Raw genomic sequence first — 25,904 nt, 5'->3', positions numbered from 1 at the left:
GCGCCGCACTATTCGATGTTCTGCGCCCGGCCTTGGCCGAACGACCAGTTTTCGGGCATCACTTCGACGATGTTGATAAAGATGTCGTCTGGCCGGCAGCCGATGCGTGCGCTCAGTTCGTGATTGACCGCCTTGTAGAGGGCGAGCTTCTGCTCACGGGTCCGATTATTGCTGACCGTGATCTGGATGATGATGAGGTCGTCGCTGCGATCCAAACCGGGATAGCTCCGGCCGAACCAGAAATCGGCCCCCTCCAACTCGTTGATGATCATGAATCGGTCGTCTTCCGGGACTGCGAAGGTCTGGCGCATTGCCTCATAGATCCCTGCTTGCAGCTCGCGTCTTGCGATCTCTGTTCTGCCCTTTCGCATGAAGATTTGGGTCAGTGGCATGATCATTCCCTATCATCAGTTTGGCTTCGATGTTCGTCGGGGACTCTGCCCGATCGACGGGGCCGATCGCCCGGAAGCATCAATGCGAAAAGCGTCGTAAGCGCCCCGCCAATGCCGAGCGCTGCGAATGCCCAACCCCAGTTAGTGGGCTCGCCGAGACCGGGGTTGGTGAGGTCGAGGACCCAGCCAAAGGCAAGCGGGGAAAAGGCGCCGGCGCCGAAGCCGAGGATGGACCGCAGGGCGAGCATGCTTCCCAGATGCCGAGGTGCGACGGCTTCAGTCATCGCTGTCGACAACACGCCCGAATCTGCGATGGTCGCGAACCCGTAGAGAGCGGCAAGCACCAGCAAGACGGTGGCTCCCCAGTCTGCGCTCCAGTCGAAGGTGAAAGAGACAGTACCCGCCAGAGCCATAGTGACAAGGATGAGCCTTCGGCCGAGGCGATCGGAGAGACCTCCGCTGAGAAGTGTTGCCACCGCACCGAAGAGATGAAGCATGCAGGCGACCAGGACGCCGAGAACGGCTGGCGACCAGCCGATCTGTGTGCCGAGCGTTACCATCAGGAAGGCCGGCGCCCACGCCCACATTCCCAGAAGTTCACAGCAGTGAGCGGTGTATCTGGCGGTCAGCAGAACCGAACGTCGCGACGCCAGTGACCTGACGAAAGATTGCGCTCCTTCGGAAACAGCCTCGCGCCGAAAGATGCGGTTCGGCTCATGTGCCAGTGCGGCCATGGCTGTGAAGGATTGCAACGCGCCGAGATAGCTCGGTGCGGTCATGATCACGGAGCTGCCGGGGACTACGAAAAGCTTGCCGATCAAATCGAGAGCCTGCTGGGACCCATGCGTGACGAGGACGTTTTCCTCCCGGCAAGGCACGCCTCGATCAGACATGTATTGCGCGATCCAGCGGCGCAGCGGCGGAAAGCCTTCAGTGGTAGAGCATTGCAGCGCCGATTCACTCCGCGTCAGCACGTCACCGTAGACATCGCGAAAGGCATCCACTTCGAAGAGGGACGGATCTGGAATGCCTCCGGCGAAAGAGACCATTCCGGGTCTGTCGAGGAGCTTCAGGAGCTCACGGATCTCGACGCCCTCATTCGTGCCGCGCGCTGCGAAAACCTGTAGTCCGCTGCATTGAAGTCCACGTCCCGACCCTCCAGGCAGTTGAGATGATTGTGTCAGGCTGCTTCGCTGTCTGGGCTTGGCTTGTTGAGAGAGGTCAGGTGCCAAAGAACGCCCGAGGGATCCCAGAAGTATGCGACCGTTCCCCAAGGCTCGCGCACGGGCGCTTTGGCCGCTTTGACGCCGAACACCTCTTCAAGTCGAAGAGATGAAAGGCGCTCCCACCACGGTGCGATGTCGGGAACGATCCATTGCAGCATGAGGTTCTCTGCCAGATCCTGGACATAGAAATCTTGAATGAGAAATGACAAGCTTCCTCCCCCGCCTTCAAGGGCGGCAAGGGCCATTCGCGGGCTGGCAAGATTCACCTTAAACCCCAAGGTTCGGTAAAAGTCCTGGGACTGTGCAAAATCCTTGGCGGGCACGAAGAGGCGCAAGGAACCAATTTCATGTGAGGGGTCGCCCGATGATCTAACGTCCAAGTCCAGCCCCCATCAAAGCTAGGCGGTTAAGCAACAATATGCGGGGCTATTGACACCGTAGATGCCGAGCACAATGGTCAGTCCTGCTGACTCAAACTACACCGACCGCACAAAATATCAATCCTATCATTGGGAAATGATACAATCTATTTCTGGGCTCGAGGCTGATGCTAAGGTTGCGGCGTTGATGCCGACGATCCGTCATGTGCGCAAGATCATCACGACCAGATGGGCGAGCCATGACATGTCCGATGGTCCGTCTTTCCGAGCAAGTAGTGTCATGGCGGCCTGCGCCGACCGAACGGAGGGTTGCGCAAGCCGCGACATGATCACGGACTTCAGGGCGCTGGCGTCAATCGAGTGCGCGCACAGCTAGCGGTAGATCTGCATCTGCCGTGGCCTACTTGACCGGACCGACGTCCCGAAACGACGGTCCATCGACGACCAACTCGATAACGACGCCCGGAACGTCGCCGTTCGCATCGAACTCGTGGCTTCCGGCTGCGCCCTCGTAGTTGATGTCCTTGCCTTCACCGATCAGCCTTGCGGCCTTCTCCCATTCGCCGGGGAGGATCACCTCTCCGGGCGCCGTGGCTACCTTGCGGAGCGCGACGTTCAGCTCGTCGCGGGTGTTCTCGCCGCGCTCCTGAATGGCGAGCGCGATCAGGAATGCCGCGTCATAGGCCTGAGCCGCAAAGGCGGCCGCCGGATCGATATCGATCTCTCGGGCAGCCTTGTCGAAGATCGCTGTCCCCTCGGTCTCGGTGCTGCCGTAACGTGTGGCGATCATGCCGTCGAGCACACCTTCGCCAACGGCTTTGACCAAGGAATCGCCCACCATGCCGTCACCGCCTGCGAAGCGGGCGAAGTCGCCGCCCTCGATCGCCTGCCTGATGATCGTGCCGCCCGAGCCGTCCACATAGGCGAGAACGACCAGGAAATCGGCCCCGGAGGAGGCCAGCGACCCGAGTTCGGCGCGATAGTCAGCCTTTCCATCCTCGTGCGCTTCGCTTGCCGCGACGGTCCCGCCCTCCCGAGTGAAGGAGGCTTCCAAGGCGGTCGCGAAACCTCGGCCATAGTCGTTGTTGACGTACGCGATGGCGATATTATCGACGCCCTTTTGTTTAAGAATTCGGGCAAGAGCTTCGCCACTGAATGCATCGGATGCGAGCATCCGAAAGACGAGGTCCTTGTCGTCGAGCTCGGTCAGCGCTGGTGTGGTTGCGGAAGGCGTGAGGAGCAGGACACCTGCCGGGATCGCGGCGGTGTTGGCTGCGGCGATGGTCTCGCCGGAACACATCGGCCCGACGAGCGCGGTGACCGCCTCGGTGTTGACCATCCGGTCTGCGGCATTCACGGCCGCCGTGACATCGAGGCACGTCGAATCGCCTTGGGGCATCACCAGCTTCTGCCCCAGAACGCCTCCTTGCTCATTGATCTGTCGCACGGCCAATTTCGCAGCCTCGTGGATGGACGGCGTCATGGTTTCGAGCGGTCCCGTGAATCCTCCGAGAAAACCGATCTTGATGTCTTGCGCCTGTGCCAAAGCACATGGAGCGAACGACGCGAGGACACCGACATAGCCGGCAAGAACGTTTCGTAGTAGGTTGTGCATCAATTTCCCCAATATCCCGGCCGGTGACGTCCCGGTCCGCTGACCGGTATTCAATCGTCGCCGGCCGGAGCTCTCAAATGAGAAGCGTTCACCTGCGTCGAGTGAGATTCACACGCGGGGCGTTGGACAGCGACATTGATGGTCGCCCGAGCCGGCTATACGATGATTTGCTCTCGATCCAGCGCGGGGGATGAAAGCGGATCACCTGCGCAAGAGGATTACTCGCTTGAGATGCCCTGCTCCCGGCCACTCTCTTGAAAGAAGCGCCGGAAGTAGCGGGGGCACTCAGTGGAATACTTCATTCAGCAGGTCGTGAACGGCCTAACCCTCGGGTCGATCTATGGGCTGATCGCCATCGGCTACACGATGGTCTATGGCATCATCGGCATGATCAACTTCGCCCATGGCGATGTGTTCATGGTCGGAGCCTTCATCGCGCTCATCGTATTCCTCGTGCTCGTCACGCTGTTTCATTCCATCCCCGCTGCTGTCGCCCTGCTGATCATGGTGATAGTGGCAATGCTCCTGACCAGCGTGTGGAGCTGGACGATCGAGCGTATCGCCTATCGGCCGCTACGCGGCTCGTTCCGCCTGGCTCCGCTGATCACCGCCATCGGCATGTCGATAGCGATCTCGAACTTCGTGCAGGTGGCCCAGGGACCTCGCAACAAGCCGATTCCGCCGCTGGTCTCGCGCACCTACGATGTGTTCGGCATCACAGTGTCGCTCAAGCAGATCGTCATCATCGCAGCTACCTCGGTGCTGCTCGCTGCCTTCTGGTACGTCGTCAACCGCACGCCTCTCGGTCGCGCGCAACGCGCGTGTGAACAGGACGCCAAGATGGCGGCGCTGCTCGGTGTGGACGTCAACCGGACGATAGCTATCACGTTCATCATGGGTGCCGCGCTGGCAGCGGTCGCGGGCACGATGTTCCTGATGTATTATGGCGTTGCCTCGTTCGCGAGCGGCTTCATCCCCGGAGTCAAAGCCTTCACGGCGGCCGTGCTTGGCGGCATCGGTTCAATCCAGGGAGCCGTTCTCGGAGGGCTGCTGATCGGCTTGATCGAGGCGCTGTGGTCGGCCTACTTTTCGGTCGACTACAAGGATGTCGCGGCCTTCTCGATCCTCGCAATCGTGCTGATCTTCCTTCCGTCCGGCCTGCTCGGCAAGCCGGAAGTCGAGAAGGTGTAGGCTGTTGCGCGCTCCAGCGGCCGAGGGTCGCCGCAAGGCAGGCGACATTTATGTGGCGGCACGCGAGGCTGCGGGCGCTGCCCTCGTATGCGTCGCCCTATTCGTCCTGATGATCGGCCTAAAGACCGATCAGAACATGCGTAACGAGCTTGTCGTCTCGCAGCGCTGGCAGACGCTGGCCATCGTCGTAGCGATAACCTTCGCCGGCAGGTTTGTTATTTCCGCGTTCGCGCGCCCCGTTTGGCGGCGCTGGCAGACGCAGCGTGCCAACGCGAAGCCCACTACCCCAGCGAGCCCGGCGGTCGTCTTTATCCGCACTCATATCGTGCGACTGACCGTCATCTTCCTCATCTTCTATCCGCCTCTCGTCGTTGGGACCAGCGGGCTTCAGGGATCGCTCAAGTGGATCGACAATTTCGGCATCCAGATTCTCATTTACGTGATGCTGGCTTGGGGCCTCAACATCGTCGTCGGGCTCGCCGGTCTGCTCGATCTCGGCTACGTCGCATTCTACGCCGTAGGTGCCTATTCCTACGCGTTGCTCGCTTCCGAATTCGGCCTCTCGTTCTGGATCCTCCTTCCCGCCGCCGGCGCGATGGCCGCATTCTGGGGTGTCCTTCTCGGCTTTCCAGTCCTGCGGCTGCGCGGTGACTATCTCGCCATCGTCACGCTGGCCTTCGGTGAGATCATCAGGCTGGTTCTGATCAACTGGCGGGAGGTCACCAACGGGTCTGCCGGCATCTCCGGCATACCTAAGGTGACCTTCTTCGGCCTCTTCGACTTCGATGTTTCCTCGCCGCACTATATCGGCAAGGTGCTCGGCATCGCATCCTCAGGCGTCTACTACAAAATCTTCCTCTACTACCTCATCCTTCTGCTTGCCCTTCTGACCGCCGCCGTGACGATCAGGCTTCGGCGGCTACCTTTGGGTCGAGCCTGGGAGGCGCTGCGAGAGGACGAGATCGCCTGTCGCTCGCTCGGCATCAATACGACCAACGTCAAACTCACCGCCTTCGCCATCGGTGCCATGTTCGGTGGCTTCGCCGGTGCCTTCTTTGCCGCGCGGCAGGGCTTCGTCAGTCCGGAGTCCTTCGTGTTCCTCGAGTCGGCCGTGATTCTCGCGATCGTCGTTCTCGGGGGCATGGGATCGCTGCCGGGTACCGCTGTCGCGGCGGTCGTAATGATCGGTGGCACCGAGATCCTGCGCGAAATGGGATTTCTGACTGCGGTCTTCGGCGATGGCTTCTCGCCCGAGCACTACCGCATGCTCCTGTTCGGCGTCGCGATGGTGCTGGTGATGGTGTGGAAGCCGCGCGGTTTCGTTGGTCGCCGCGAGCCAACGGCATTCCTCCGGGAGCGAAAGTCCGTTGCTGCCACCTTCACGAGTGAGGGGCATGGCTGATGCAGGCGGGACGGTTGGCCGCTTCAGTTCCGCTGTCTTCCGGCGACGGTGAGCGCCTGAAGATCGTCCCTTTCATCTCACCGCACACGGAGCACTCCCATGAAGAAGAGCCTACTGGCGGCATTGGCGACCGCAGCATTCATTGTTACCGGACCAGTTGCTTATGCAGAAGTCCTGCTCGGAGTTGCCGCACCGATCACCGGTCCCAATGCAGCAGTCGGCGCGCAGATCCTCCGAGGCGCGGAGCAGGCCGTCGCGGACCTCAACGCGGCGGGCGGGATTAACGGCGAGCAGGTGAGGATCGTCGTCGGCGACGACGTCTCCGATCCGAAGCAAGGCATTTCTGTGGCCAACAAGTTCGTGGCGGACGGCGTCGGCCTTGTCGTCGGCCAGTACAATTCGGGTGTCGCGATACCGGTTTCTGAGGTCCTTGCCGAGAATGGTATCCTGCACATCACGCCAGCCGCCACGAATCCCGTGTTCACCGAGCGTGGTCTGTGGAACACCTTCCGGATCTGCGGTCGGGACGATCAGCAGGGCTTGATTGCAGGGACATACCTCGCGGAGAACTTCCGCGACGCGAAGATTGCGCTCATTCACGATAAGACGCCTTATGGACAGGGCCTTGCTGACGAAACCAAAAAGGCACTCGAGAGCGCGGGGATATCGGAGGCGATGTATGAGGGCATCAATCCCGGCGATGTCGACTTCTCGGTGCTGATCGCCAAGATGAAGGAAGCTGGCGTTTCGGTCATCTACTATGGTGGCCTCCACACGGAGGCTGGCCTGATCCTGCGCCAACTCGCTGATCAGGGCCTTGATGCCCAGATGATGTCAGGCGATGGCACCGCGTCGACCGAGATTGCGGCAATTGCGGGCGATGCGATCGAGGGCTTCCGCTTTACTTTTGCTCCTGATCCGCGCCGCAATCCCGCAGCGACAGAGGCGGTCGAAAAGTTCCGTGCCTCCGGCTTCGAACCCGAAGCCTATACGCTCTACGCCTACGCGGCCGTCCAGGTGATCGCCAAAGCGGCGGAGGCGGCGCAAAGCGTCGACCCCACGACGGTCGCGGAATCGGTCAAGAGCAATGGACCGTTCGACACTGTCCTCGGAGAACGCGCTTTCGACGAGAAGGGCGACATCACCAACCCCGACTATATCGTTTATGAATGGAAGAGGGGCGAGGACGGCAAGTTCGATTATTTGCCGTTGTGACGCTTCCTCGGTCGATGCGCCGAGCGGCGGCACCGATTGAGTTATCGAGGCAATGATGTGCAACAACCGGGCCGTGATGACGTTGCCGCAGATCGTTCCGGATCACCGGCGCGATCTGGTCTCATTCATTAAAGGCATGCCGGCCACCCGGTCTCTTGAGATCGACGTGGTCGGCCTGGGCAAAGGCGTATCGGTGCTTGAGATGCCGATACGCCGGGAGTTCACCGTGGACGGCCGGATCTTGCAGGGCGGCCTCGTAGGCACGCTTGCAGACTACGCGGCTGTCAGCGCAGCCACCGCCATGCGTCCGGCTGGATGGTTGCCTGCCACTACGTGGTTCGAGGTTCATAACCTCGAGCCCGCCGTCGGGGAAAAAGTCATCGCCATCGGCCGTGCCATTCGGTCCAAGCACTCTGGCCTGGCCTCGGCGGATCTCTTCGTGATGCGGGAGGGCGCGGCAACGCTTTGCGCGACCGCCTTGGCGACCTGCCGATTCTTTCAGCTTGGAAGCTAGGAACGGAAGACCTTCTCCGAACACGATCGAGATGGCCGTGCGGCGGCGTCCGGCAGCTATTCGTACCTGACCGGCCTTTCAGGCAAGAGTCCTCCAGGCGCCACCCGCAGCACCACGACGATCGCTAGACCGATCAGGAATACGCGCATCTGGAGCGCACGGGTGTGGAGATCGGCTGGCGGAGCCCAGCCAATCGATCCCTGCGCCCAGTCAGCAGCGGCCTGGAAGAGGAAGAGTGAGGCGGGCTCGGAGACGGTCCAGATCGCGTAGACCAGAAATGCGCCGAGCACCGTGCCGAGATTGTTGCCGGCGCCGCCAAGGATCACCATGATCCAGATCAGGAACGTATGGTTCAACGGCGAGAAGCTGGTCGGATCGAAGATGCTGGTCGACGTGATGAGCATCGCGCCGCCGAGGCCGACGATTGCATTTCCCAGCACGAATATTTCCAGGCGGCGGCGATTGACGTCCTTGCCCATCGCAGCGGCGGATGCCTCGTTGTCACGGATCGCGCGCATCATCCGTCCCCAGGGAGAGGCCCACGCCCTCTCCAGCATGAAGAAGATGATGGCAATCATCACTGCCGCGATGCCGAGGTAGAGACCGCGCGACAGGACGAACCCGAGGTCCTGCGGCGGCGGCACTGGCCACGGCAACGGCGATACGGTGACCGTCCCGCGCGTCAGCCAATCGGCATTTTTCAGGAATGCGACGACGATCTCGGATATGCCGAGCGTGGCGATGGCGAGATAGTCCGCGCGAAGGCCTAGCGTGATACGACCAATCGTCCACCCAAGGCCGGCGGCTGCGAGCGCGGCGGCGGGCCATGCTATCCAAAGAGGCAGGCCCAACCCGCCGATCCACTCGTGCTCACGCTCAAGCGTCACAATCGCAGGGTTGAGGCCGACTTGGACGGCGAGGATTGTGCCTATTCCCAATGCAAATGCGGGCGCGGAACGAAATCGCAACGGGAGGCAAGACCAGCGTAGGTTCGCGGCGATGACGGTCAGTGCCAAACCGGCGAAGAGGATCAACAGTGGTAGCGCCAGCGCTTCCGCGCCGGCGAGCTCGTTGAAGCGCTCGTTGCCCGGGACGGAGACGATCATGCTGACGAAGGCGGCGGTGGCGACGAAGCCGACGATGCCGGCGTTGAACAGACCGGCATAGCCCCACTGGATGGTCAATCCGAGCGCGATGATCGCCAGGCACGCGCCCTCGACCAGCATGCGCGTCCCGTAGGCAGCTCCCATCCAGAGGAAGACAAGAAGCATCGTTGCAACTGTAGCGCAGATGAGGGCGAGCGAACGGAACGAGGACATCATTTCAGCACCGTGCTGCCGCGGAAAATGCCGGTCGGCCGCCAAATGAGGACGAAGACGAGGATGAGAAACGGCACGACGAGCTTGTATTCCGTCGGCACGAAGGCAAGGCGGGAAGGGATTTCCATTCCGTGCGGAGCCAAGGCGGTCAGCGGACGCAGCACAACCGACCAATTGAACACCGCGAACGTTTCAGCAAATCCCACTAGTAGTCCGCCCGCCACCGCGCCCAAAGGCCGGCCGATGCCGCCGACGATCGCCGCAGCGAAAATCGGCAGGAGCAGGTTGAAGGAGAGGTCCGGCTTCAAGGTTACGTCGAGCGCAAGAAGCGTACCGGCGGCGGCCGCCAGCGCACCGGCAATCACCCATGTCGTGCGGGTTACGGAATCGAGTGCGATCCCGGAAACGCGGGCAAGATCGGCATTGTCCGCCATCGCCCGCATCGCCTTGCCGCTGCGCGAGCTCGAGAGGAAGACGTGCAGGGCGACAGCCGCAAACGCCGTGAAGCCGATCAGCATAAGCTGGGGCCCGGTGACGACAATCGTTCCGTCTCCGACCGACAGTCGATAGATCGCCTTTGGCCCCGGATCGATTTGCCGCGTCCCGGTGCCGGCAAGGAGACGAACGAGGCCCTGCAGCATGAGCATGACCCCGATCGAAGCCATAACGGTGGCAACGGGTTTTGCCCCCGACGCACGCAGAGGACGATAGAACAGCCGATCGAGCGCTATTCCGAGGAGTGCCGTTGCCACCATCGCGACCGGCATAAGGAGGAACGCCGATGGCAGACCGACCAGGCCTCCGACGTCGGGGAAGAGAAGGACGGCGAGGAATGAAAAGAACGCTCCTGCCGTCATCATGTCGCCATGCGCGAAATGCGCGAACCGCAGGATGCCAAAGATAAGCGTCACGCCTACCGCACCGAGTGCGTAGACGGAGCCGATAATCAGGCCGGCGAGCAACCCCTTGTTGATGAAGAATACGAGTTCGTTGCTCGGCCATGCCGACAGAAGAATGTCACCCATGAAGTTACGCCGCGCCTCCGAGAAAGCTCTTTGCGACGTTGGGATCACCAAGCAATTGGGGGCCGGTTCCGGTGAACAGGTTGCGCCCCGTGGCCAGGACGAAGCCACGATGGGCGAGCGCGAGCGCCTGCCGCGCGTTCTGCTCGACCATCAATATGCCGACGCCAGACGCACTGATCTCAATTATGCGCTCGAATATCTCGCCCATGTAGCGCGGAGACAGGCCTGCCGTCGGCTCATCGAGCAGAAGAAGCTTGGGCTCGGTCATCAGCGCGCGGCCCATCGCCACCATCTGTCGCTGACCGCCCGAAAGCTCGCCCGCCGCCTGCCGGCGTTTTTCCTTCAGCGGCGGGAAGAAGCCGTAGACCCGGTCGATCATATGGCGGAAATCGTCGCGCCGGATGAAGGCGCCCATCTCGAGGTTCTCTTCGACCGTCATGGTCGGGAACACGTTGAATTCCTGCGGCACGAAGGACAGGCCTTCGCGCAGCAGCGCCTCGGGCGCCTTGTTGGTGATGTCGCGGCCGCTGAACGCCACCGTGCCCTGCGAGATGGTCAGCATGCCGAACAGCGCCTTCAGCGTCGTTGATTTCCCCGCCCCGTTCGGACCGACGATAACGCCGATCTGGTCGGCGTCGATGGCGATGTTCACGCCGTTGAGGATGTTGGCGCCGCCATAGCCGCCATGGATGTCAGTCATTTCCAGCAGGGCCATCAGTGCGCCTCTGCAATAGCGGCTAGCATTCCGCCGCCGAAATATGCCTCCACGACGTCGGGATTGGCGCGGATGTCCGCCATCGCCCCCTGAACCATCACTCGTCCGGCGGCCATCACGATCACCGGATCGCAAAGCCTCGCGATCAGGTCCATATCGTGCTCGATGACGAAGAAGGTCAGCCCCTCCTCGCGGTTGAGCCGCTCCACCACTGCGGCGAGGTCGTTGAGCAGGGTGCGGTTGACGCCGGCCGCGATCTCGTCGAGCAGCACGACGCGGGGCCTGGCCATCATCACGCGGCCGAGCTCGAGCAGCTTCTTCTGACCGCCGGAAAGGTTGCCGGCGAGGTCGTTCTTCACGTGGCCGAGCCGCAGGACGGCGATTACGTCCTCGGCGCGCCGGCGCGTCTCGGTCTCCTCGGCCATCACATTGGAGCGCCGGAACCAGGCATTGAGCACACTCTCGCCTGGTTGGTCCGCCGGCACCATCATCAGGTTCTCCAGCGCGGTCATGGAGGAGAACTCCTGCGCGATCTGGAAGGTACGCAGCAGACCGCGCCTAAACAGCTCGTGAGCGGGAAGACCGGTCACGTTCTCGCCGTCGAGCAGGATCCTGCCCGCGGTCGGCGCGAAGGCGCCTGCGACCATGTTGAAGATGGTGGTCTTGCCCGCGCCGTTGGGGCCGATCAGGCCGGTGATGGACCCCTTCTCGACTTTCAGCGAACACCGGTCGACAGCAAGCACGTTGCCGAAACGCTTCGTCACGTCCTGAACTTCGATAACTCCTTCGGACACGTGTTCCCCAGTTCCGGTTGCCCAGTTCTCCCCGTCGTCGGAAAAGTGGTCCCCCCCGCCTACCCTGGCAAACTCGCCGAGGGTTCGACGCTGGCCAAACGAAATCCGTTCACCCGAGGATGAATGGCGCACACCTCGCTGGGCGATCGCGATCGCCAAACGCACGCTACAGCCCGAGTGACGCCTATTGTATCACCGATATTGTCCTAATTGAATTGATATGATAGCGATACATGAACACCGCTCACCGGCGCGCGAGAAATATCCACGCATCGCGGCCGCTGCGGCGGCTGGTGCATGGAACGAGTGGCAACGGGCTTAGTCGTAGGCGGAACAGGCGGGAATGGGTTTCAGACTACCTCCAGTGAATGCACTTCGGCTCTTTGAGGCAGCGGCACGGCTGGAGAGCTTCAAGCTAGCGGCTCAGGAAATCCATATCACACCAAGCGCCGTTTCCCATGGCATCAGGACCCTCGAGGAGTGGATCGGCGTAGAGTTGTTCCTCCGCGGCCCGAGGGGGCTGGCATTGACGGAATCAGGCATCGCATATGCTGCGGAGGTCAGGCGCGCCCTCACTATCCTTTCCAATGCAACGGAGAGTTTGTCGGGTCGGCGGAGCGTTGGCGCTCTGTCGGTTGGCGCGCCGGCGCCATTCGCGAACTACTGGCTGCTGCCTCGACTAGCTACCTTCACGAGCCGCCATCCTGACATTCAGGTCAGATTACACACGGCCGAGAATGACACCATGGCGGATATGCATCGATGTGATCTGACGATCAAGATCCGGTCCAGTCCTGGCGAGGGTGGTGCCTGGATCGAACTGATGCCACAGGAGCTGGTGCCAGTGTGCGCTCCTGCGTTTCTTATGAACCGGCGCGATGTCACGGACGCTACGCTCATCAGCCGCGGTCCAGTGGTTCAGGTTGCCTCCGATACCGCCGACTGGATGATGTGGTTCGAGGCGAAGGGACTTCAGCCCGAGGAATGCGACCGATCAGTTTGCGTTGATTCCGAACAGTTGGCTCTCGAAGCCGCCGTTCGTGGGCTCGGAATCACGCTCGGCCGGCGTCCGCTCGTGGACAACCATCTCGAAAGTGGAGCCCTCGTCGAAATCGGCGGCCCTTCTATCGTCGCCGACCGACGCTACTGGTTGGTCGGAAGTACGACGTTGCGCGACAGGCCGGACGTCAAACTGTTTCGCGCGTGGCTGATCAACGAGGCCCGCCAGGCTCGCGCTGGAGGGTGGCGTCGGGACGAGAGCTTTATTCCATCCCATACCAGTCGTGCACGGCCAGACGCCGCGCGCGCGAGCATACTGGAGCCGACGAATTGACAGATAAAGTGCGATTTCGGGGAACGGATATTCCGTTTCTGACTCTCGACGTTTTCACAGAGGACCCGTTTGCCGGGAACCAGTTGGCAGTTTTTCCCCGTGCCGAAGGTCTCGACGCGCCAATGATGCAGACGATCGCGGCAGAGATGAACCTGAGCGAGACAGTCTTCATCACTGGCGCGGATTCCCAGACACCAGCGCTGCGCATTTTCACTCCGAAAGTCGAGCTTCCGTTCGCCGGACACCCGACCGTCGGTGCTGCCGTGGCATTGGCAAACATGGGTTCAGCGAAACCCGAGCGCATTGCGATGAGCACGAAATTGGGTGTGGTGAATGCGCAGATTTGCCGCCACGCCAGCGGCCCCGTCGAGGCATGGATCGAGGCTCCTGCCCTTCCAAGAGAAATCTCCAGACCAGAGACGGCGGAAGCGGCGGCAGTGATCGGCGTCAAGGAAGACGAGCTGGGTGATACCTCGGCAGTCTGGAGCGCAGGGGTTCCGATGACCTTTATCCCGGTTGCAAATCGGGAGGTGCTGAATCGGGCAAGCACGCAAATCGACGTTTGGAATGCGCACTTTCGCGACAGTTCTGCACACCAGCTCTACGCGTTCACGTTGGACGACTGGCAGACCGGAGAGGAGATTCATGCTCGCGTATTCGCGCCAGGGCTCGGAATTCCGGAGGATCCCGCCACCGGCGCCGGAGCTGTGGCACTTGTCGGGTTTCTACAGCGTCTTCAGCAATGCCATGACGGGGGCCGTCGCTGGATAGTCCACCAAGGCCTGCAGATCGGCAGGCCGAGCAAGCTTCTGCTCGATGCCGAGTTCGCAAACGGCGAAGTCGTGTCGATAAAGTTAGGAGGGTGTGCGGTGCCCATCATCCATGGGGCATTGCAGGTGCCCGTCAGCGTGAGATCGGGCGGCGGAAACTAAAGTTCGCAGAGATCAATGGTCGGCCGGGACGGAGCGGCTTGTGAAGCCCACTTTCGCAACCTCTGCCAATTCGAGGTTCGTGCGGTCTGTATCGAGCATTGTTACACCATGGGAGGATAGCGGGTATCCTGAGGCAACTAGGAAATGGGCGGCGATGCGATCGGAACGGCACCGGCCGGTCGCATGATTCACGTGCTTTACCGCGCGGGCAGTCGGATGGATTGAGTCGCGAGGGTCTGCCCTTTGATCTCCGCTCACTGCGATTTGTCCTCGCCGCAGCTGAGCAATTTAGCTTTTCGGCTGCGGCGACTGCTCTAACTTCGCGCGTTTCCAGCGTGAGCAGACGAGTACGTCATCTCGAAGATTCGATAGGCGTGGCGCTATTCGAGCGCAGCGCCAGCGGCGTACTCCTTACCAATGCGGGTCATCGATTCCTCGCGGAGGTCGTACCCGCGTTGCGGATGATCGAAACAGCCTTGCGAAACGCCGGGGCGGCCGGTCGAGCTGAATGGGGCGCTGTCCGGGTCGGCATCATTACTACGCTTGCAGGAGGCTTTCTTCGCGAAGCGATCGCGGAGTTTCGGAACGAGTTTGGGGGAGTGCGACTCGAAATCCACGATTGGGGGGCGCCGCGAGCACTTCAGGGCGATCCGCGCACGCGAGCTGGACGTAGCATTTGTTACTGAGAATCCTCCGCTTGCCGATTGCGATGTGCTCGAGCTTTGGCAGGAGCGCGTTTACGTTGCGATGGCCAAGGATCACCCGCTGTGGGGCAAACCTTGTCTCGATTGGGCAGATCTACGCCAAGAAAAATTCATCGTGATGACTACGGACCCGGGGCCGGAGGTACATGATTACATTGTGCGTCGCGTCGCGGACTACAACACCTACCCTGACGTCTCTTATCGCAATGTGACACCAGAGACCCTGATGCACATGGTGGCAATGGGCGAAGGTATTACGCTCGTCTCAGAGGGCTGGACCAATGTATCGTTCCCCGATCTGGGGATGTGCCCGCGTACGGCGCGCGAGGACATCGTGCCGCTCAGTGCCGTGTGGTCGCCGAGCAACGACAATCCGGCGCTCCGCCGCTTTCTGAGCTTTGCAAGGACGATGGCGGGTGGTCGTATCGGACAGCCCGACCGAATCTAGCTGCTTCCATCGCCCGCCTTGCCGCCCACCGGGGTCGCGGCGGACTTTGGTCTTGCCTGCACTTTGGCACGACGTCCTCGCCAACCGCGATCTGACCGGAGGAAAGATTCAAGCATGTGCGGGATCAGTGTCGCCGTATCGACCTCGCCGTAGAGACGGCTGTACTCGGTTGCATAAAGGTCTAGCTCCTCCTTCAAGGGCTCGGGCAGTGAAAACGTGAGGCGCGCGGTGCCGAGCTTAGGCAACGGGCCGAGCTTGAGACTGCTCATCAGTGGTCTCCGTAGGGTTCGAGAACCAGGTCGCGCGAGACGATGACCCCTACCGGAAAGCCGGGTCGGATGGTGAGGGTCGGCGCGACCTGCAACTGGCGCTGGACGATCTGTTGGCCGGCCTGATTGACGGTGTCCTGCGCCCCGTCGCGTATCGCGCGGACCAGGCGATCTTCGTCGCTGGTCGCGAGTTCGGCGCCGACGGCGAGCAGCGTCGACAAGCCAGCGGCCTTCATCAGATCCCACCAGTGATAGTCGACTCCGTCCTCCAGGCCGGCATAGCCCGATGCGTCGGCGCCACGCTGGCGCTCTAGCACGATCGAACGTCCGTTCGGAAGAATGAGGCGGTTCCACACGAGAAGCACACGCCGCTGGCCGAACGTAACGCCGGCGTCATACTCGCCGATGAGACGAGTGCCCTGGGGGATCAGGAGCAGTGCACCGGTAGGACTGTCATAGATGTTCTGCGTGACCTGCGCAGTTATCTGTCCCGGCAGGTCGGAGCGGATGCCAGTAACAAGAGCAGCCGGGATCACGGAGCCGGCTTGAAGCACGAAAGGCGACGCCGGCGCCATGACGCGATCTTCCGCAACGATGCGGCGATCGACCTCGGCATTGAGGAATGCCATGTGCCGGCCCTGCGTTCCGGTGCCTGTGATGCCCGCCAGGCCGGGAACGGATGGGATCGACGGCGAAGCCGTCTGGCCAGCCCTGATCTGAAAGAAGATCTCGCTGGTGCGAGCAGCTTCGAGTTCGGCGAGCCGTCGCTGTTCCTCTGGATCGGCCGCCGGGACCGGCATAGTGGTAGCCGGGATCGGTTGGCCTTCCTCTCGCGCTCGCAGAACCGGCCTGCCAAGGTCGCCCGGCAGCGGCGGTCCAAGGACGGGCACGTCGCCGTAGCTTCCGGGTAGTCCTTGCAAGCCATCCGCAGTTTGCCGCCGCTCGGTTGACAGCAGTTCCTGCGGTTGGCCGCCACGATCGACACCCTGAAGAGCATAGATCAGCGCCCCGCCGATGCCGATGCCGGCGACGACGCCCGCGCCCACCAATACCTTGCGTGAGATGCGCGTGACGCGCGGCGCCTCGGCACGTAACCGCATGGGTGCCGTGTTATCCTCGGCCGCTCCCGTCAGCGCCATGCCGTCCTCCTCCCAGCCACGGTTCCCGCTCATGTCGATCCTCCGGTGTTGCGAGCCTCGCCGGATGACGTCCCGGCGGTTCGCGCGGGCTGGATGCGAACGATACGCACGGTTGGCTGCCGGTTGCCGGATCCGAGCCGTAGTTCTGCCGCTCCGAACAGACGATCGACGATGAGGACATTCTGGTAGATGCGGCTGTTCACGATTTCGGGTTCGTCGTTCGAGCCGATGACGAACAGCGGCGGCATCTCGCCCTGGATGATCCCGCGCGGGAAAACGACATAGACGCGCCGACCGTCATCGAAGACGGAAGTAGGCCGCCACGGTGGATTGTCACCGGAGAGTCCGTAGCGGTAGTTGCGCGCCGTTTCAGCCGGAATGATCGGGGCCGCAGGCGCAGTGACGCGCTGGGTAGCGGGTGGCGCGGGATAGGCCCAGGCGATCGCGGGCATCCACGCCTCTTCGCTGGCGCGCAGCTCGATCAGGTAGGTGCGGCGGTCGGTGGTGATAACGAGGTTGGTCGTGATGTCGGCACGCGTCGGCTTAACGAGGACATGGACGCGCCGTGTCGTACCGGCGCCACTTTCCGTATCGCCGATGATCCAGCGCGCCGTGTCGCCTGCGGCGATCGGCCCGTTGCCGGTGAGACTCTCCCCGGCCTCAAGGGCAATCGTCGTGATCTGGCCCACCGCGGCATAGACTTGATAGAGAGCGCCTTCACTCCACGGATAGATCTGGATTGCATTGTGGTAGCCCTCACGGCGAGGCTCAATGCGTGCGGCCGCATTGGCGTTGCCAACCCGACCCTCCGCGGTGGCGGCCGCGGCGCCCCCGCGCGCGACCGTCCAGGAGGGTGGCGTGTGGAGCGGCCGGGGCGTGTTGTTCGTCGCGGAGGTGCGAACGACGGGCAGCGACGGCACATTGTCGTCGTAGGTGAACTGCGGCGTCCGGTTGGTAGCGCATCCCGCCAGCGCGGTTGCGGCAAGCAGGAGAGCCGCCAATGTGGATTTACGGAAAGCCGGACCTCCAGCTTTGGCGGAATTGCGTATCATTGGCTCATCTCCCGCGACCAGGAGATCGCGTTCACATAGATTCCGAAGGGGTTGGCACGGATGGCGTCGGCGGTGCGTGGAGCCCGGATGACCACCGTGAGGATGGCCGTCCAGCGTTCGGTCGATGCGAGCTGGCCGTTCTCGAAGCGCTGCTCGGTCCAGGCAATGCGGAAGCTGTCGGGCGAGGCCCGGATGGCTGAGGAGACCGCGACAGAGACCTGTTCGCGTCCGACGCGGGTGAACGGGTCGTTCACCCGCGCATAGTCGTTGAGCGCTGCGGCACCGCGATCGGTCGTATAGTCGTAGGCGCGGAACCAATTGTTGCGGACAACCACAGGGTCCATGGGAAGGCCACGCACCCAGACTATGAAGTCCTCCAACTGCCGAGCGATCTGGGCGTCGGGAACGGAATAGTTCGCGGCGGCGCGGCCAACAGCCCGCACCTCATGATGGCGATCCACTTCTACCACCCAGGGAACGACTGTGCCGCGTGCCGATTGCCAGACCAGGGCTGAGGCGAAACCGGCCGACAGAACCAGGCAGCCGAACGCCATGAAGCGCCAGTTGCGAGCCTGCACGCGAGCCGAGCCGATTCGTTCGTCCCAAACCTGGGCGGCCCTCTGATAGGGAGTGACTGGCTCGGGGATTTTGCCATAGTGAGTGGTGGGACGCTTGAAGGTGTTCATGTGCGGTTGCTTTCAGAAAGGCTGATGGAGGATCCGCCGCCGTGGCTGTCGCCAGAGCGCACGGCGTGGGCGGCGGCCGAGACGCCATGGCTCATGGCCTGGCGGCTGCGCATGCGCTGAGCCCATGCGGGCGGGCCGTCGGGATGAGGAGCATTTGCCGGCGTGCTGGACGGGCCGCCGCCGATTGTTCCCATGGTGGAGCTTCCGCCGGTCGTCTCGAAGCCGCCCTTCACGCCCTCGGTGTGACTGGATTTCAGGCTGTCTGCGGCGCGGGACGCAGCGCGCTTGAGCGGAGAGATGGTGGCGGACGCTCCGGCGCGTGCAACCCCGCTAAGGCCGGCCGCGACACCAGAGGCGCCGGATTCGCTCATCGAGGCGAGGGTGTAGGCAGAAGAAGCTGCACCGGCCGCGGAGGCTCCGCCACGGGCGAGCGCGGCGCCTCCCGAAAGGGCTGCGGCACCCCCACGCGCAGCGAGCATGGTCACGCCACCCGCTGCCATTGCCGCACCGCCTACGGCGAGGCTGGTTCCTACTGCAGCGCCAGCACTGAGCTGCGGGCCGCCGGAAACGAGTCCCGTGGCTATGCCGGGGCCGAATATGCCAAGGCCGAGCAGGGAGAGCGCCGCGAGAACGACGGCCATGGCGTCGTCGATCGTCGGCGTCGCGCCGCCGAAACCGGCCGTGAACTGGCCGAACAGAGTCGAGCCGATGCCGATGATGACGGCCAGCACCAACACCTTAATACCGGAGGAGACGACATTGCCGAGCACCCGCTCGGCCATGAAGGCGGTCTTCCCCCAAAGGCCAAATGGGATGAGCACGAAGCCGGCGAGCGTGGTCAGCTTGAACTCGATCAGCGTAACGAAAAGCTGGACCGCGAGGATGAAGAAGGCGAGGATGACGAGCGCCCATGCAAAGAACAGGCACAGGATCTGCACGAGGTTTTCGAAGACCGCGATCCAGCCCATAAGATCGGAGATGGACTCGAGCAACGGCCGGCCGGCGTCGAGCCCGGTCTGGGCAACTCGGCCGGGCCGCAGGAGATCGGCGGCGGAGAAGCCGGTGCCGGATGCCAGCAAGCCGAGGCCCGCGAAGCTCTCGAAGACGATCCGAGCCAGGTTGTTCCAATTGGAAATGATGTAGGCGAAGACGCCTACGAAGAGCGTCTTCTTGACCAGACGCGCGATAATATCGTCATCAGCGCCCCACGCCCAGAACAGGGCGGCGAGCGTGATGTCGATCACGATCAAAGTCGTCGCGATGAAGGTGACTTCACTACCGAGCAGGCCGAAGCCGGCGTCGATGTAGCTTGTGAAGATACCGAGGAAATTGTCGATGACGCCGGTGCCGCCCATGACTTACCGACCTTCGCTCGCGGCGGGAGCGTGCGGAGCGGGGGTCCTGCCGAGGAACCGATCCCGGGTCTGCGACCAGACGCGCAGGCATTCAGCGTCATTGGCAGCGGCCTCGCCCAGGCCCTGGCAACGGCGCTGTTCCAGCCGCAGAGGATCCGTCTGCGGCTGGAGCGCAGGGACGGCCGGTATTGGGCCGGGCGTGTACTCGCGGGTCATCTCGATGATCGTCGCCGTGATGGCGACGGCGACGAATATAATGGCCGCGATCCGGGCCAGAACCTTGCCTTCCATGGTGTCCCCCTCTCGGCCGCGCGTTAGTTGTTGAACATCTGGGCGCTGCCGGGCTGGTAGCCGGAGCCGGGAGTCAGGAAGCGCTCGCGCTGGATCCGGCCCTGCTCGGCGGCCGTCGCGCGCTCCGCTTCCGTCAGCGCCTCCGCGCGGCCATTGGCGGATATGACCGCAATCAGATCGGACAGTTGCTGCGATTGGAGCGCGAGGAGCTGGTTGCCGGCCTGGGTCGCCTGGAGTGCGCCGGTCGCGCCTTGGCTTTCGCCGACGAGAGCGGACATTTGGGAGCGGTTGGTGTCGATATTGTCGATGACGCCGGCTTGAACCCGCATCGCATCCTGCAAGCCGCCCACGGTGTTCTCCCATCGCGAGCGTGCATCGGCGATCAACTGGTTGTCGGTCGCCGACAGGGAGAGTTTGCCGTAGTCCTGCTGGAACATCTGGTCGATGTTCTGGACATCGAACGCGATGTTCTGGGCTTGGCCGAGAAGCTGCTGTGTGCGCTGCACATTCTGCTGAATTTGCTGAAGCGCGCTATACGGTAGGCTCGCGAGATTGCGGGCTTGGTTGATCAGCATCTGCGCTTCGTTCTGGAGCGAGGTGATCTGGTTGTTGATCTGCTCGAGCGTGCGAGCGGCGGTCAGCAGGTTTTCGGCGTGGTTGGTCGGGTCGTAGACGATCCGGCCGAAGCCGAACAACGCATGGGCCGGCGTGGCGAAAATGGGTGCCAGCGCGATCGGGCCGGCCAGGGTCAGGGCGAGCAGCGAGGCGCCGGCGAAACGGAAAACGTGGTGACGGGTCATGGGATGATCTCCTCTGGGTCGAGTTGGACGGGATCAGTCAGGTCTTCGACCGGCGCGGGGGCTTGCGGCTCCGATGCCGGTTCGAGGTTGGTGAGGGTGGGGATGAGGTCGGCCGCCCAATCGACGCCGCGGGCACGGAGCCAGGCATCGAGGAAGCCGTCGCGTCCATGCTCAGCGAGTATGTCGGCTATCAGGGCCTGGTCGGCTTTCGCGGAAGCGGCGCAGAGTGCGAGTCCAACTTCGGACAGGCCGAGCTCGAACAGCCGGTTTCCCCTGCGGCTTTGGCAGTAGTAGTCGCGTTTCGGCATGGCCCGCGCCAGAATCTCGATCTGCCTGTCGTTAAGGCCGAAACGCCGGTAGATCGCGGTGATCTGCGGCTCGATCGCGCGTTCGTTCGGCAGGAGAAGCCGCGTCGGGCAGCTTTCGATGACTGCGGGCGCGATGGAGCTCTTTTCGAGCTGGGCAAGCGATTGCGTTGCGAAGACCACGCTCGCGTTCTTCTTGCGCAGCGTCACCAGCCATTCGCCCAACTGCTTTGCGAAGGCCGGGTCGCCGAGCGCAAGCCAGCCTTCGTCGATGACGATTATGGTGGGGCGGCCGTCGAGGCGATCGGCGATCCGGTGGAACAGATAGGCGAGGACGGTGGGAGCCGCTCTGGTCTCAAGCAGCCCTTCGGTCTCGAAGGCGACGACGGTAGCGTCGCCCAGCGTCTCGGCCTCCGCGTCGAGCAACCGGCCGTAAGGGCCGCCAACGCAGAAGGGTTTGAGGCCAAGCTTGAGGTCGTTGGACTGGAGCAGCACCGACAGGCCGGTGATGGTCCGTTCCTCGACCGGGGCAGAGGCCAGCGAAGTCAGCGCCGTCCAGATGTGCTCCTTCGCCTCGGGCGTGATCGGCACGCCCTCGCGAGTCAGGATCGCCACGATCCAGTCGGCGGCCCAGGCGCGGTCCATCGTGTGGTGGATCCGGGCAAGCGGCTGAAGCGAGACCGAGACCTCTCCGCCCTCGGTAAGCCGGCCCCCGATATCGTGCCAATCGCCGCCCATCGCCAGCGCGGCGGCTCGGATCGAGCCGCCGAAGTCGAAGGCGAAGACCTGCGCTCCGGGGTAACGACGGAATTGCAGGACCATGAGGGCCAGCAGCACGCTCTTGCCCGCGCCTGTTGGGCCGATGACGAGGGTATGGCCGACGTCGCCGACATGGAGAGAGAACCGGAACGGGGTAGATCCTTCGGTCCTGCCATACAGCAGCGGGGGCGCGCCGAAGTGATCGTCCCGTTCCGGTCCCGCCCACACGGCGGACGATGGGACCATGTGGGCAAGGTTGAGCGTCGAGACCGGGGGCTGGCGGACATTCGCGTAGGCATGTCCGGGCAAGCTCCCAAGCCAGGCGTCGACGGCGTTGACCGTCTCGACCATGACGCTGAAATCGCGGGACTGGATGACTTTCTCGACCAGGCGCAGCTTTTCGTCGGCGCGCCGCGCTTCGTCATCCCAGACCGTGATGGTCGCGGTCACGTAGGCCATGCCGGCGACGTCGGCGCCGAGTTCCTGCAAGGCCATGTCGGCATCGAGCGCCTTGTTCGCGGCATCGGTATCAACGAGCGCTGATTGCTCGTTGGTCATCACCTCCTTGAGGATCGCGGCGATGCTCTTGCGCTTGGCGAACCATTGCCGCCTGATCTTGGTCAGCAGCTTGGTCGCATCCACCTTGTCCATCAGGATGGCGCGGGAGGACCAGCGATAGGGAAACGCAAGGCGGTTGAGATCGTCGAGGATGCCGGGCGTTGTGGCGGCCGGAAAGCCGGTGATCGTCAGGATGCGCAGATGCTGGTCGCCGAGGCGCGGTTCAAGGCCGCCGGTCAGAGGTTGGTCAGCCAGCAGCGCGTCTAGATAGATCGGGGTTTCCGGAACGCGAACACGATGCCGCTTGGTCGATATAGTGGAATGGAGATACGTGAGTGTCTCCGAGTCACCCAGCCAACGGCATTCGGGCATGAAGCCGTCGAGCAGCGAAAGGACGCGCCCGGTGCGATCGACAAAACCGCGCACCAGCTCCCAAGGGTTCACGCCGGAGGTCTCGCGACCCTCGTAGAGCCAGCTTTCGGCGCGCGCGGCGTCCTCGGCCGGAGGCAGCCAGAGGAATGTGAGATAGTAGTCGGAAACGAAATGGCTGCCGGCTTCCTCGAAGTCGGCGCTGCGTTCGGCGTCCAGGAGCGCAGAAGCCGGATCGGGGAAGCGACTCACCGGGTAGGTGGAGGCTTCGGTGCGCTGCGCCTCGACGAAGATCGCCCAGCCTGATCCCAGCCGGCGGAATGCGTTGTTCAGCCGTCCGGCGACCGCGACCAACTCCGCCGCGACGGCCGACTCGAGATCCGGGCCACGGAACTTGGCGCTGCGCTGGAAACTGCCGTCCTTGTTGAGGACTACGCCCTCGCCGAGAAGCGCCGCCCAAGGAAGGTAGTCGGCAAGTCGGGCCGCGGTGCGGCGATATTCTGCAAGGCTCATCATGGCGCGGACCTCAGACCGAAAGGTGGGCTGGTACGCGCAGGTGCCGGCGCGCGACCTCGACGAAGAGCGGATCGCGCCGCGCGGCCCAGACCGCCGCAAGGTGGCCAACAGCCCAAATCAGGATGCCGGCGAGCCAGAGCTGGAGGCCGAGGCCGACCGCACCTGCGAGCGTGCCGTTGAGGATGGCGATCGGGCGCGGCGCGCCGCCCAATAGGATCGGCTCGCTGAGGGCGCGATGAACCGGGACCGAAAACCCCGGCACCGCATCGAGCTGTTCGAGGACGGCTGCCATCAGACGAGCGCTCCGCCACCGAACGAGAAGAAACTGAGGAAGAAGGAGCTCGCGGCAAAGGCGATCGAGATGCCGAAGACGATCTGGATCAGGCGCCTGAAACCACCGCCCGTATCGCCGAAAGCAAGCGTCAGACCGGTGACGATGATGATGATGACGGCAATGATCTTGGCCACCGGACCCTCGACAGATTCGAGGATCGACTGAAGGGGAGCCTCCCAAGGCATTGAGGACCCGGAGGCGAGTGCCGGCGACGTGATGAGCGCGGTCCAGGTGAACGCGGCGGCGGTTGCGATGTGGCGGCGGATGCGGAAGGCACGACGGATCATGCGGCATCTCCTGTTTGGTGGGGGGTGGCCGGGTCTGAAAAGGCGGGTGCAAGGCGGTAGTCGCCGTCCGGGGCGAGTCCTTCGACGCGGGCAAGGTCAGCCAGTCTGCGCGCGGCGCCACGACCAGAGAGCACCGCCACGAGATCGACGGTCTCGGCGATCAGGGCGCGCGGAACGGTGACGACGGCTTCCTGAATGAGCTGCTCAAGACGGCGCAGGGCTCCGAGTGCGGTCCCGGCATGGATCGTGCCGATGCCACCCGGATGTCCGGTCCCCCATGCCTTCAGAAGATCGAGGGCCTCCGCGCCCCGCACCTCGCCGATCGGAATGCGGTCAGGGCGCAGGCGCAGCGAGGAGCGAACGAGATCGGAAAGGGTCGCTACGCCGTCCTTGGTGCGCATCGCGACGAGGTTCGGCGTTGAGCATTGCAGCTCACGCGTGTCCTCGATGATGACGACGCGATCGGCTGACTTGGCAACCTCGGCGAGCAGGGCATTAGTGAGTGTTGTCTTTCCGGACGAAGTGCCACCGGCGACGAGGATGTTTGCGCGCGCCACTACGGCGTCGCGCAAGGCGGAGGCCTGGCAGGCGCTCATGACCCCGGCGGAGACGTAATCGTCGAGGGTGAAGACGGCGACGGCCGGCTTACGGATGGCGAAGGCCGGTGCGGCGACGACCGGCGGCAGCAGTCCCTCAAACCGTTCCCCCGTCCCGGGCAATTCGGCGGACACGCGCGGAGCGCGGGCGTGCACTTCGGCGCCGACATGGTGCGCGACCAGCCGGACGATGCGCTCGCCGTCTTCGGGCGTCATGCTCTCGCCAGTATCGGCAAGTCCTTCGGCGAGACGATCGACCCAGATCCGGCCATCCGGGTTCAGCATCACTTCGATGACGGCGGCGTCCTGAAGCAGGTTCGAGATGGCCGGCCCAAGCGCGGTGCGCAGCATGCGCGTGCCGCGATCGATCGTTGCCTGTTTGTCGTTGAAGCCGGCCATCTCGTCCCCGTTCCACCAGGGAGGCGAGAGGCGGTCCCCGGATGGGGATCACTAAAAGAACGGCAAAACGGGCCGATTCAACAAGTTTCGGTCGTAGTAGTAGCGTAGCGCGCAAATACAGGAGAACGGCGGTTGTGTTGACCGGCGCCAAGCGTTCCGGTGAGGCCGTTTAATCTTCAGGCGATTCGCAGTAAGGGATACATGCCGGTCGTCGCCCGGGATGATAATCGGTTGAATGTCATCGCGGGTTTCGGGGAATTTTGCGACAGGGTCGTGGAATCAGTCCCTAGTCACCCAACCAGCGAAAGACGCGGCGCAGGAACGCTTGCCCCTCCTCGGTGATCGGCGGGCCGTGCGCTACAATCACCTTTTCCGTAGGCCATGCCAGAATACGCCGGAGAGATTCACGTGCGGCGCGTCGGTCGGTGAAGGCGACCCGAAATTTTCGTGGCACCGTAGGTTCGGCGGCCGTCAGCAGGTCCAGTCGGGCAACAAGCGCCCGCCAGCCCTTGAACCATCCGCGCGGGAATTGTTGAACCAGATCGGTGAAAATCGCGGTTCCGCTCTGGCGGTGAAAGAAAACGACTTCCGTTGTGATCCGGTTGCCCCACATGATCGCGTGGTCAATCTCCCCTGCCCATGCCGCGATCGGGCCATCACTGAAATCAGCGTCGAACCTGATGTCCTTGCGTTTCTCCCGCAGGCCGGGCGGCGCATAGACCGTGGCGTCAGGATATGCCCGCTGCCAGTCGCCAAGGAATGTATGATGGAGGGAATTGGGAGGGACCAGATAGCGCACCGCGCCTAATGTCTCGACCGCGGCGCGAAGATCGTCCGAAAGCGCCGTTGGCGACCAAAGGACCAGATTGCTATTGGTCAGCCTGATGACGGCCATGCGCGTGCCATAGCGAAATCCGGCCGCCGCCGTGACCGTTGGCCCTTCCGCGATCCAGATATTCGCACCGAACTCCTTTAGCATAGCAG

General features: G+C 62.9%; 28 protein-coding genes. 8 read left to right on the top strand and 20 right to left on the bottom strand.

Annotation, left to right across the window (positions count from 1 at the left end; translation table 11 throughout):
• Positions 1-8: 8 nt before the first annotated feature.
• The 4 genes from ACCO56_RS22870 to ACCO56_RS22855 form a co-directional block, all read right to left on the bottom strand.
• Positions 9-392 carry a tautomerase family protein gene (locus tag ACCO56_RS22870; RefSeq protein ID WP_433643173.1) on the bottom strand — a complete coding sequence of 128 codons (384 nt, stop codon included), beginning with the start codon at positions 390-392 and terminating at the stop codon, positions 9-11.
• Positions 393-394: 2 nt separating this feature from the next.
• Positions 395-1,441, bottom strand: coding sequence for an MFS transporter (locus tag ACCO56_RS22865; protein WP_433643172.1), 1,047 nt, complete (start codon positions 1,439-1,441; stop codon positions 395-397).
• Between the two features lie 131 nt (positions 1,442-1,572).
• Positions 1,573-1,953: a VOC family protein gene (locus ACCO56_RS22860; RefSeq protein WP_433643171.1), complete on the bottom strand. Its 381-nt coding sequence runs from the start codon at positions 1,951-1,953 to the stop codon at positions 1,573-1,575.
• A gap of 445 nt (positions 1,954-2,398) precedes the next feature.
• Positions 2,399-3,613 (bottom strand): ABC transporter substrate-binding protein, encoded by a 1,215-nt coding sequence (locus tag ACCO56_RS22855; RefSeq protein ID WP_433643170.1) that lies wholly within the window; start codon positions 3,611-3,613, stop codon positions 2,399-2,401.
• A 288-nt stretch (positions 3,614-3,901) separates the two neighbouring features.
• Between ACCO56_RS22855 and ACCO56_RS22850 the strand changes: the two genes are divergently transcribed.
• The 4 genes from ACCO56_RS22850 (at position 3,902) to ACCO56_RS22835 (ending at position 7,935) form a co-directional block, all read left to right on the top strand.
• A complete protein-coding gene (locus ACCO56_RS22850; RefSeq protein WP_433643169.1) occupies positions 3,902-4,804 on the top strand; it encodes a branched-chain amino acid ABC transporter permease in 903 nt (300 codons plus the stop codon).
• Between the two features lie 4 nt (positions 4,805-4,808).
• On the top strand, positions 4,809-6,206 hold the full coding sequence (gene livM / locus ACCO56_RS22845) for a high-affinity branched-chain amino acid ABC transporter permease LivM (protein ID WP_433643168.1): 1,398 nt from the start codon (positions 4,809-4,811) through the stop codon (positions 6,204-6,206).
• 99 nt (positions 6,207-6,305) lie between these two features.
• Positions 6,306-7,421 (top strand): branched-chain amino acid ABC transporter substrate-binding protein, encoded by a 1,116-nt coding sequence (locus tag ACCO56_RS22840; RefSeq protein ID WP_433643167.1) that lies wholly within the window; start codon positions 6,306-6,308, stop codon positions 7,419-7,421.
• Between the two features lie 76 nt (positions 7,422-7,497).
• Positions 7,498-7,935: a PaaI family thioesterase gene (locus ACCO56_RS22835; protein WP_433643166.1), complete on the top strand. Its 438-nt coding sequence runs from the start codon at positions 7,498-7,500 to the stop codon at positions 7,933-7,935.
• Between the two features lie 56 nt (positions 7,936-7,991).
• Here ACCO56_RS22835 and ACCO56_RS22830 read toward each other — a convergent pair whose 3' ends face one another.
• The 4 genes from ACCO56_RS22830 to ACCO56_RS22815 are packed head-to-tail and all read right to left on the bottom strand — an operon-like array spanning position 7,992 to position 11,788.
• Positions 7,992-9,206 carry a branched-chain amino acid ABC transporter permease gene (locus tag ACCO56_RS22830; protein WP_433643165.1) on the bottom strand — a complete coding sequence of 405 codons (1,215 nt, stop codon included), beginning with the start codon at positions 9,204-9,206 and terminating at the stop codon, positions 7,992-7,994.
• Positions 9,207-9,253: 47 nt separating this feature from the next.
• Positions 9,254-10,279: a branched-chain amino acid ABC transporter permease gene (locus ACCO56_RS22825; RefSeq protein ID WP_433643163.1), complete on the bottom strand. Its 1,026-nt coding sequence runs from the start codon at positions 10,277-10,279 to the stop codon at positions 9,254-9,256.
• 4 nt (positions 10,280-10,283) lie between these two features.
• Positions 10,284-10,994 carry an ABC transporter ATP-binding protein gene (locus tag ACCO56_RS22820; protein WP_433643162.1) on the bottom strand — a complete coding sequence of 237 codons (711 nt, stop codon included), beginning with the start codon at positions 10,992-10,994 and terminating at the stop codon, positions 10,284-10,286.
• A complete protein-coding gene (locus ACCO56_RS22815; RefSeq protein ID WP_433643161.1) occupies positions 10,994-11,788 on the bottom strand; it encodes an ABC transporter ATP-binding protein in 795 nt (264 codons plus the stop codon). Before ACCO56_RS22815 ends, ACCO56_RS22820 begins: the two co-directional genes overlap by 1 nt.
• A gap of 343 nt (positions 11,789-12,131) precedes the next feature.
• On the opposite strand from ACCO56_RS22815, the gene ACCO56_RS22810 reads away from it, so the two are divergent.
• The 4 genes from ACCO56_RS22810 (at position 12,132) to ACCO56_RS22795 (ending at position 15,205) form a co-directional block, all read left to right on the top strand.
• Positions 12,132-13,121 carry a LysR substrate-binding domain-containing protein gene (locus ACCO56_RS22810; protein ID WP_433643159.1) on the top strand — a complete coding sequence of 330 codons (990 nt, stop codon included), beginning with the start codon at positions 12,132-12,134 and terminating at the stop codon, positions 13,119-13,121.
• Positions 13,118-14,053, top strand: coding sequence for a PhzF family phenazine biosynthesis protein (locus tag ACCO56_RS22805; RefSeq protein WP_433643158.1), 936 nt, complete (start codon positions 13,118-13,120; stop codon positions 14,051-14,053). The genes ACCO56_RS22810 and ACCO56_RS22805 overlap by 4 nt, the downstream gene beginning before the upstream one ends.
• A gap of 98 nt (positions 14,054-14,151) precedes the next feature.
• Entirely contained in the window at positions 14,152-14,739 is a 588-nt protein-coding gene (locus ACCO56_RS22800; protein ID WP_433643157.1) for a LysR family transcriptional regulator, read from the top strand.
• On the top strand, positions 14,645-15,205 hold the full coding sequence (locus ACCO56_RS22795; RefSeq protein ID WP_433643320.1) for a LysR family substrate-binding domain-containing protein: 561 nt from the start codon (positions 14,645-14,647) through the stop codon (positions 15,203-15,205). The genes ACCO56_RS22800 and ACCO56_RS22795 overlap by 95 nt, the downstream gene beginning before the upstream one ends.
• Here ACCO56_RS22795 and ACCO56_RS22790 read toward each other — a convergent pair.
• The 12 genes from ACCO56_RS22790 to ACCO56_RS22735 all read right to left on the bottom strand — a co-directional run bounded on the left by ACCO56_RS22790 (position 15,202) and on the right by ACCO56_RS22735 (position 25,899).
• Positions 15,202-15,474 carry a DUF2274 domain-containing protein gene (locus ACCO56_RS22790; RefSeq protein ID WP_433643156.1) on the bottom strand — a complete coding sequence of 91 codons (273 nt, stop codon included), beginning with the start codon at positions 15,472-15,474 and terminating at the stop codon, positions 15,202-15,204. The two genes, ACCO56_RS22795 and ACCO56_RS22790, sit on opposite strands and share 4 nt — an antisense overlap.
• Positions 15,474-16,574 (bottom strand): TrbI/VirB10 family protein, encoded by a 1,101-nt coding sequence (locus tag ACCO56_RS22785; protein ID WP_433643319.1) that lies wholly within the window; start codon positions 16,572-16,574, stop codon positions 15,474-15,476. Before ACCO56_RS22785 ends, ACCO56_RS22790 begins: the two co-directional genes overlap by 1 nt.
• 68 nt (positions 16,575-16,642) lie before the next feature.
• Positions 16,643-17,665, bottom strand: a complete 1,023-nt coding sequence (gene trbG, locus ACCO56_RS22780) for a P-type conjugative transfer protein TrbG (RefSeq protein ID WP_433643155.1) — start codon at positions 17,663-17,665, stop codon at positions 16,643-16,645.
• Positions 17,662-18,351, bottom strand: coding sequence for a conjugal transfer protein TrbF (trbF, locus tag ACCO56_RS22775; protein ID WP_433643154.1), 690 nt, complete (start codon positions 18,349-18,351; stop codon positions 17,662-17,664). Before trbF ends, trbG begins: the two co-directional genes overlap by 4 nt.
• On the bottom strand, positions 18,348-19,706 hold the full coding sequence (gene trbL / locus ACCO56_RS22770) for a P-type conjugative transfer protein TrbL (RefSeq protein ID WP_433643153.1): 1,359 nt from the start codon (positions 19,704-19,706) through the stop codon (positions 18,348-18,350). The genes trbF and trbL overlap by 4 nt, the downstream gene beginning before the upstream one ends.
• A 3-nt stretch (positions 19,707-19,709) precedes the next feature.
• Entirely contained in the window at positions 19,710-19,997 is a 288-nt protein-coding gene (gene trbK-alt / locus ACCO56_RS22765; RefSeq protein ID WP_433643152.1) for a putative entry exclusion protein TrbK-alt, read from the bottom strand.
• A 23-nt stretch (positions 19,998-20,020) separates the two neighbouring features.
• Positions 20,021-20,797, bottom strand: coding sequence for a P-type conjugative transfer protein TrbJ (gene trbJ / locus ACCO56_RS22760; RefSeq protein WP_433643151.1), 777 nt, complete (start codon positions 20,795-20,797; stop codon positions 20,021-20,023).
• Positions 20,794-23,304, bottom strand: coding sequence for a conjugal transfer protein TrbE (gene trbE / locus ACCO56_RS22755; protein ID WP_433643150.1), 2,511 nt, complete (start codon positions 23,302-23,304; stop codon positions 20,794-20,796). Before trbE ends, trbJ begins: the two co-directional genes overlap by 4 nt.
• Positions 23,305-23,314: 10 nt before the next feature.
• Positions 23,315-23,596 carry a VirB3 family type IV secretion system protein gene (locus ACCO56_RS22750; RefSeq protein WP_433643149.1) on the bottom strand — a complete coding sequence of 94 codons (282 nt, stop codon included), beginning with the start codon at positions 23,594-23,596 and terminating at the stop codon, positions 23,315-23,317.
• Positions 23,596-23,925 (bottom strand): TrbC/VirB2 family protein, encoded by a 330-nt coding sequence (locus ACCO56_RS22745; RefSeq protein ID WP_433643148.1) that lies wholly within the window; start codon positions 23,923-23,925, stop codon positions 23,596-23,598. The genes ACCO56_RS22750 and ACCO56_RS22745 overlap by 1 nt, the downstream gene beginning before the upstream one ends.
• Positions 23,922-24,920 carry a P-type conjugative transfer ATPase TrbB gene (trbB, locus tag ACCO56_RS22740; RefSeq protein WP_433643147.1) on the bottom strand — a complete coding sequence of 333 codons (999 nt, stop codon included), beginning with the start codon at positions 24,918-24,920 and terminating at the stop codon, positions 23,922-23,924. Before trbB ends, ACCO56_RS22745 begins: the two co-directional genes overlap by 4 nt.
• Before the next feature lie 286 nt (positions 24,921-25,206).
• On the bottom strand, positions 25,207-25,899 hold the full coding sequence (locus ACCO56_RS22735; RefSeq protein ID WP_433643146.1) for a DUF4336 domain-containing protein: 693 nt from the start codon (positions 25,897-25,899) through the stop codon (positions 25,207-25,209).
• Between the last annotated feature and the right edge of the window lie 5 nt (positions 25,900-25,904).

Source organism: Mesorhizobium sp. 1B3, assembly GCF_050958605.1.
Taxonomy (GTDB): Bacteria; Pseudomonadota; Alphaproteobacteria; order Rhizobiales; family Rhizobiaceae.
The sequence above is the reverse complement of the archived record's forward strand: the minus strand, read 5'-3'. Positions and strand labels throughout refer to the sequence as shown.

What these genes read in the sequence shown, in the direction of transcription:
- ACCO56_RS22870 (WP_433643173.1), bottom strand. Translation starts at nt 392, where the DNA reads ATGCCACTGACCCAAATCTTCATGCGAAAGGGCAGAACAGAGATCGCA.
- ACCO56_RS22865 (WP_433643172.1), bottom strand. Translation starts at nt 1,441, where the DNA reads ATGGTCTCTTTCGCCGGAGGCATTCCAGATCCGTCCCTCTTCGAAGTG.
- ACCO56_RS22855 (WP_433643170.1), bottom strand. Translation starts at nt 3,613, where the DNA reads ATGCACAACCTACTACGAAACGTTCTTGCCGGCTATGTCGGTGTCCTC.
- ACCO56_RS22840 (WP_433643167.1), top strand. Translation starts at nt 6,306, where the DNA reads ATGAAGAAGAGCCTACTGGCGGCATTGGCGACCGCAGCATTCATTGTT.
- ACCO56_RS22835 (WP_433643166.1), top strand. Translation starts at nt 7,498, where the DNA reads ATGACGTTGCCGCAGATCGTTCCGGATCACCGGCGCGATCTGGTCTCA.
- ACCO56_RS22830 (WP_433643165.1), bottom strand. Translation starts at nt 9,206, where the DNA reads ATGCTTCTTGTCTTCCTCTGGATGGGAGCTGCCTACGGGACGCGCATG.
- ACCO56_RS22825 (WP_433643163.1), bottom strand. Translation starts at nt 10,279, where the DNA reads ATGGGTGACATTCTTCTGTCGGCATGGCCGAGCAACGAACTCGTATTC.
- ACCO56_RS22820 (WP_433643162.1), bottom strand. Translation starts at nt 10,994, where the DNA reads ATGGCCCTGCTGGAAATGACTGACATCCATGGCGGCTATGGCGGCGCC.
- ACCO56_RS22810 (WP_433643159.1), top strand. Translation starts at nt 12,132, where the DNA reads ATGGGTTTCAGACTACCTCCAGTGAATGCACTTCGGCTCTTTGAGGCA.
- ACCO56_RS22790 (WP_433643156.1), bottom strand. Translation starts at nt 15,474, where the DNA reads ATGAGCAGTCTCAAGCTCGGCCCGTTGCCTAAGCTCGGCACCGCGCGC.
- ACCO56_RS22785 (WP_433643319.1), bottom strand. Translation starts at nt 16,574, where the DNA reads ATGCGGTTACGTGCCGAGGCGCCGCGCGTCACGCGCATCTCACGCAAG.
- trbG (WP_433643155.1), bottom strand. Translation starts at nt 17,665, where the DNA reads ATGATACGCAATTCCGCCAAAGCTGGAGGTCCGGCTTTCCGTAAATCC.
- trbF (WP_433643154.1), bottom strand. Translation starts at nt 18,351, where the DNA reads ATGAACACCTTCAAGCGTCCCACCACTCACTATGGCAAAATCCCCGAG.
- trbL (WP_433643153.1), bottom strand. Translation starts at nt 19,706, where the DNA reads ATGGGCGGCACCGGCGTCATCGACAATTTCCTCGGTATCTTCACAAGC.
- trbK-alt (WP_433643152.1), bottom strand. Translation starts at nt 19,997, where the DNA reads ATGGAAGGCAAGGTTCTGGCCCGGATCGCGGCCATTATATTCGTCGCC.
- trbJ (WP_433643151.1), bottom strand. Translation starts at nt 20,797, where the DNA reads ATGACCCGTCACCACGTTTTCCGTTTCGCCGGCGCCTCGCTGCTCGCC.
- trbE (WP_433643150.1), bottom strand. Translation starts at nt 23,304, where the DNA reads ATGATGAGCCTTGCAGAATATCGCCGCACCGCGGCCCGACTTGCCGAC.
- ACCO56_RS22750 (WP_433643149.1), bottom strand. Translation starts at nt 23,596, where the DNA reads ATGGCAGCCGTCCTCGAACAGCTCGATGCGGTGCCGGGGTTTTCGGTC.
- ACCO56_RS22745 (WP_433643148.1), bottom strand. Translation starts at nt 23,925, where the DNA reads ATGATCCGTCGTGCCTTCCGCATCCGCCGCCACATCGCAACCGCCGCC.
- trbB (WP_433643147.1), bottom strand. Translation starts at nt 24,920, where the DNA reads ATGGCCGGCTTCAACGACAAACAGGCAACGATCGATCGCGGCACGCGC.
- ACCO56_RS22735 (WP_433643146.1), bottom strand. Translation starts at nt 25,899, where the DNA reads ATGCTAAAGGAGTTCGGTGCGAATATCTGGATCGCGGAAGGGCCAACG.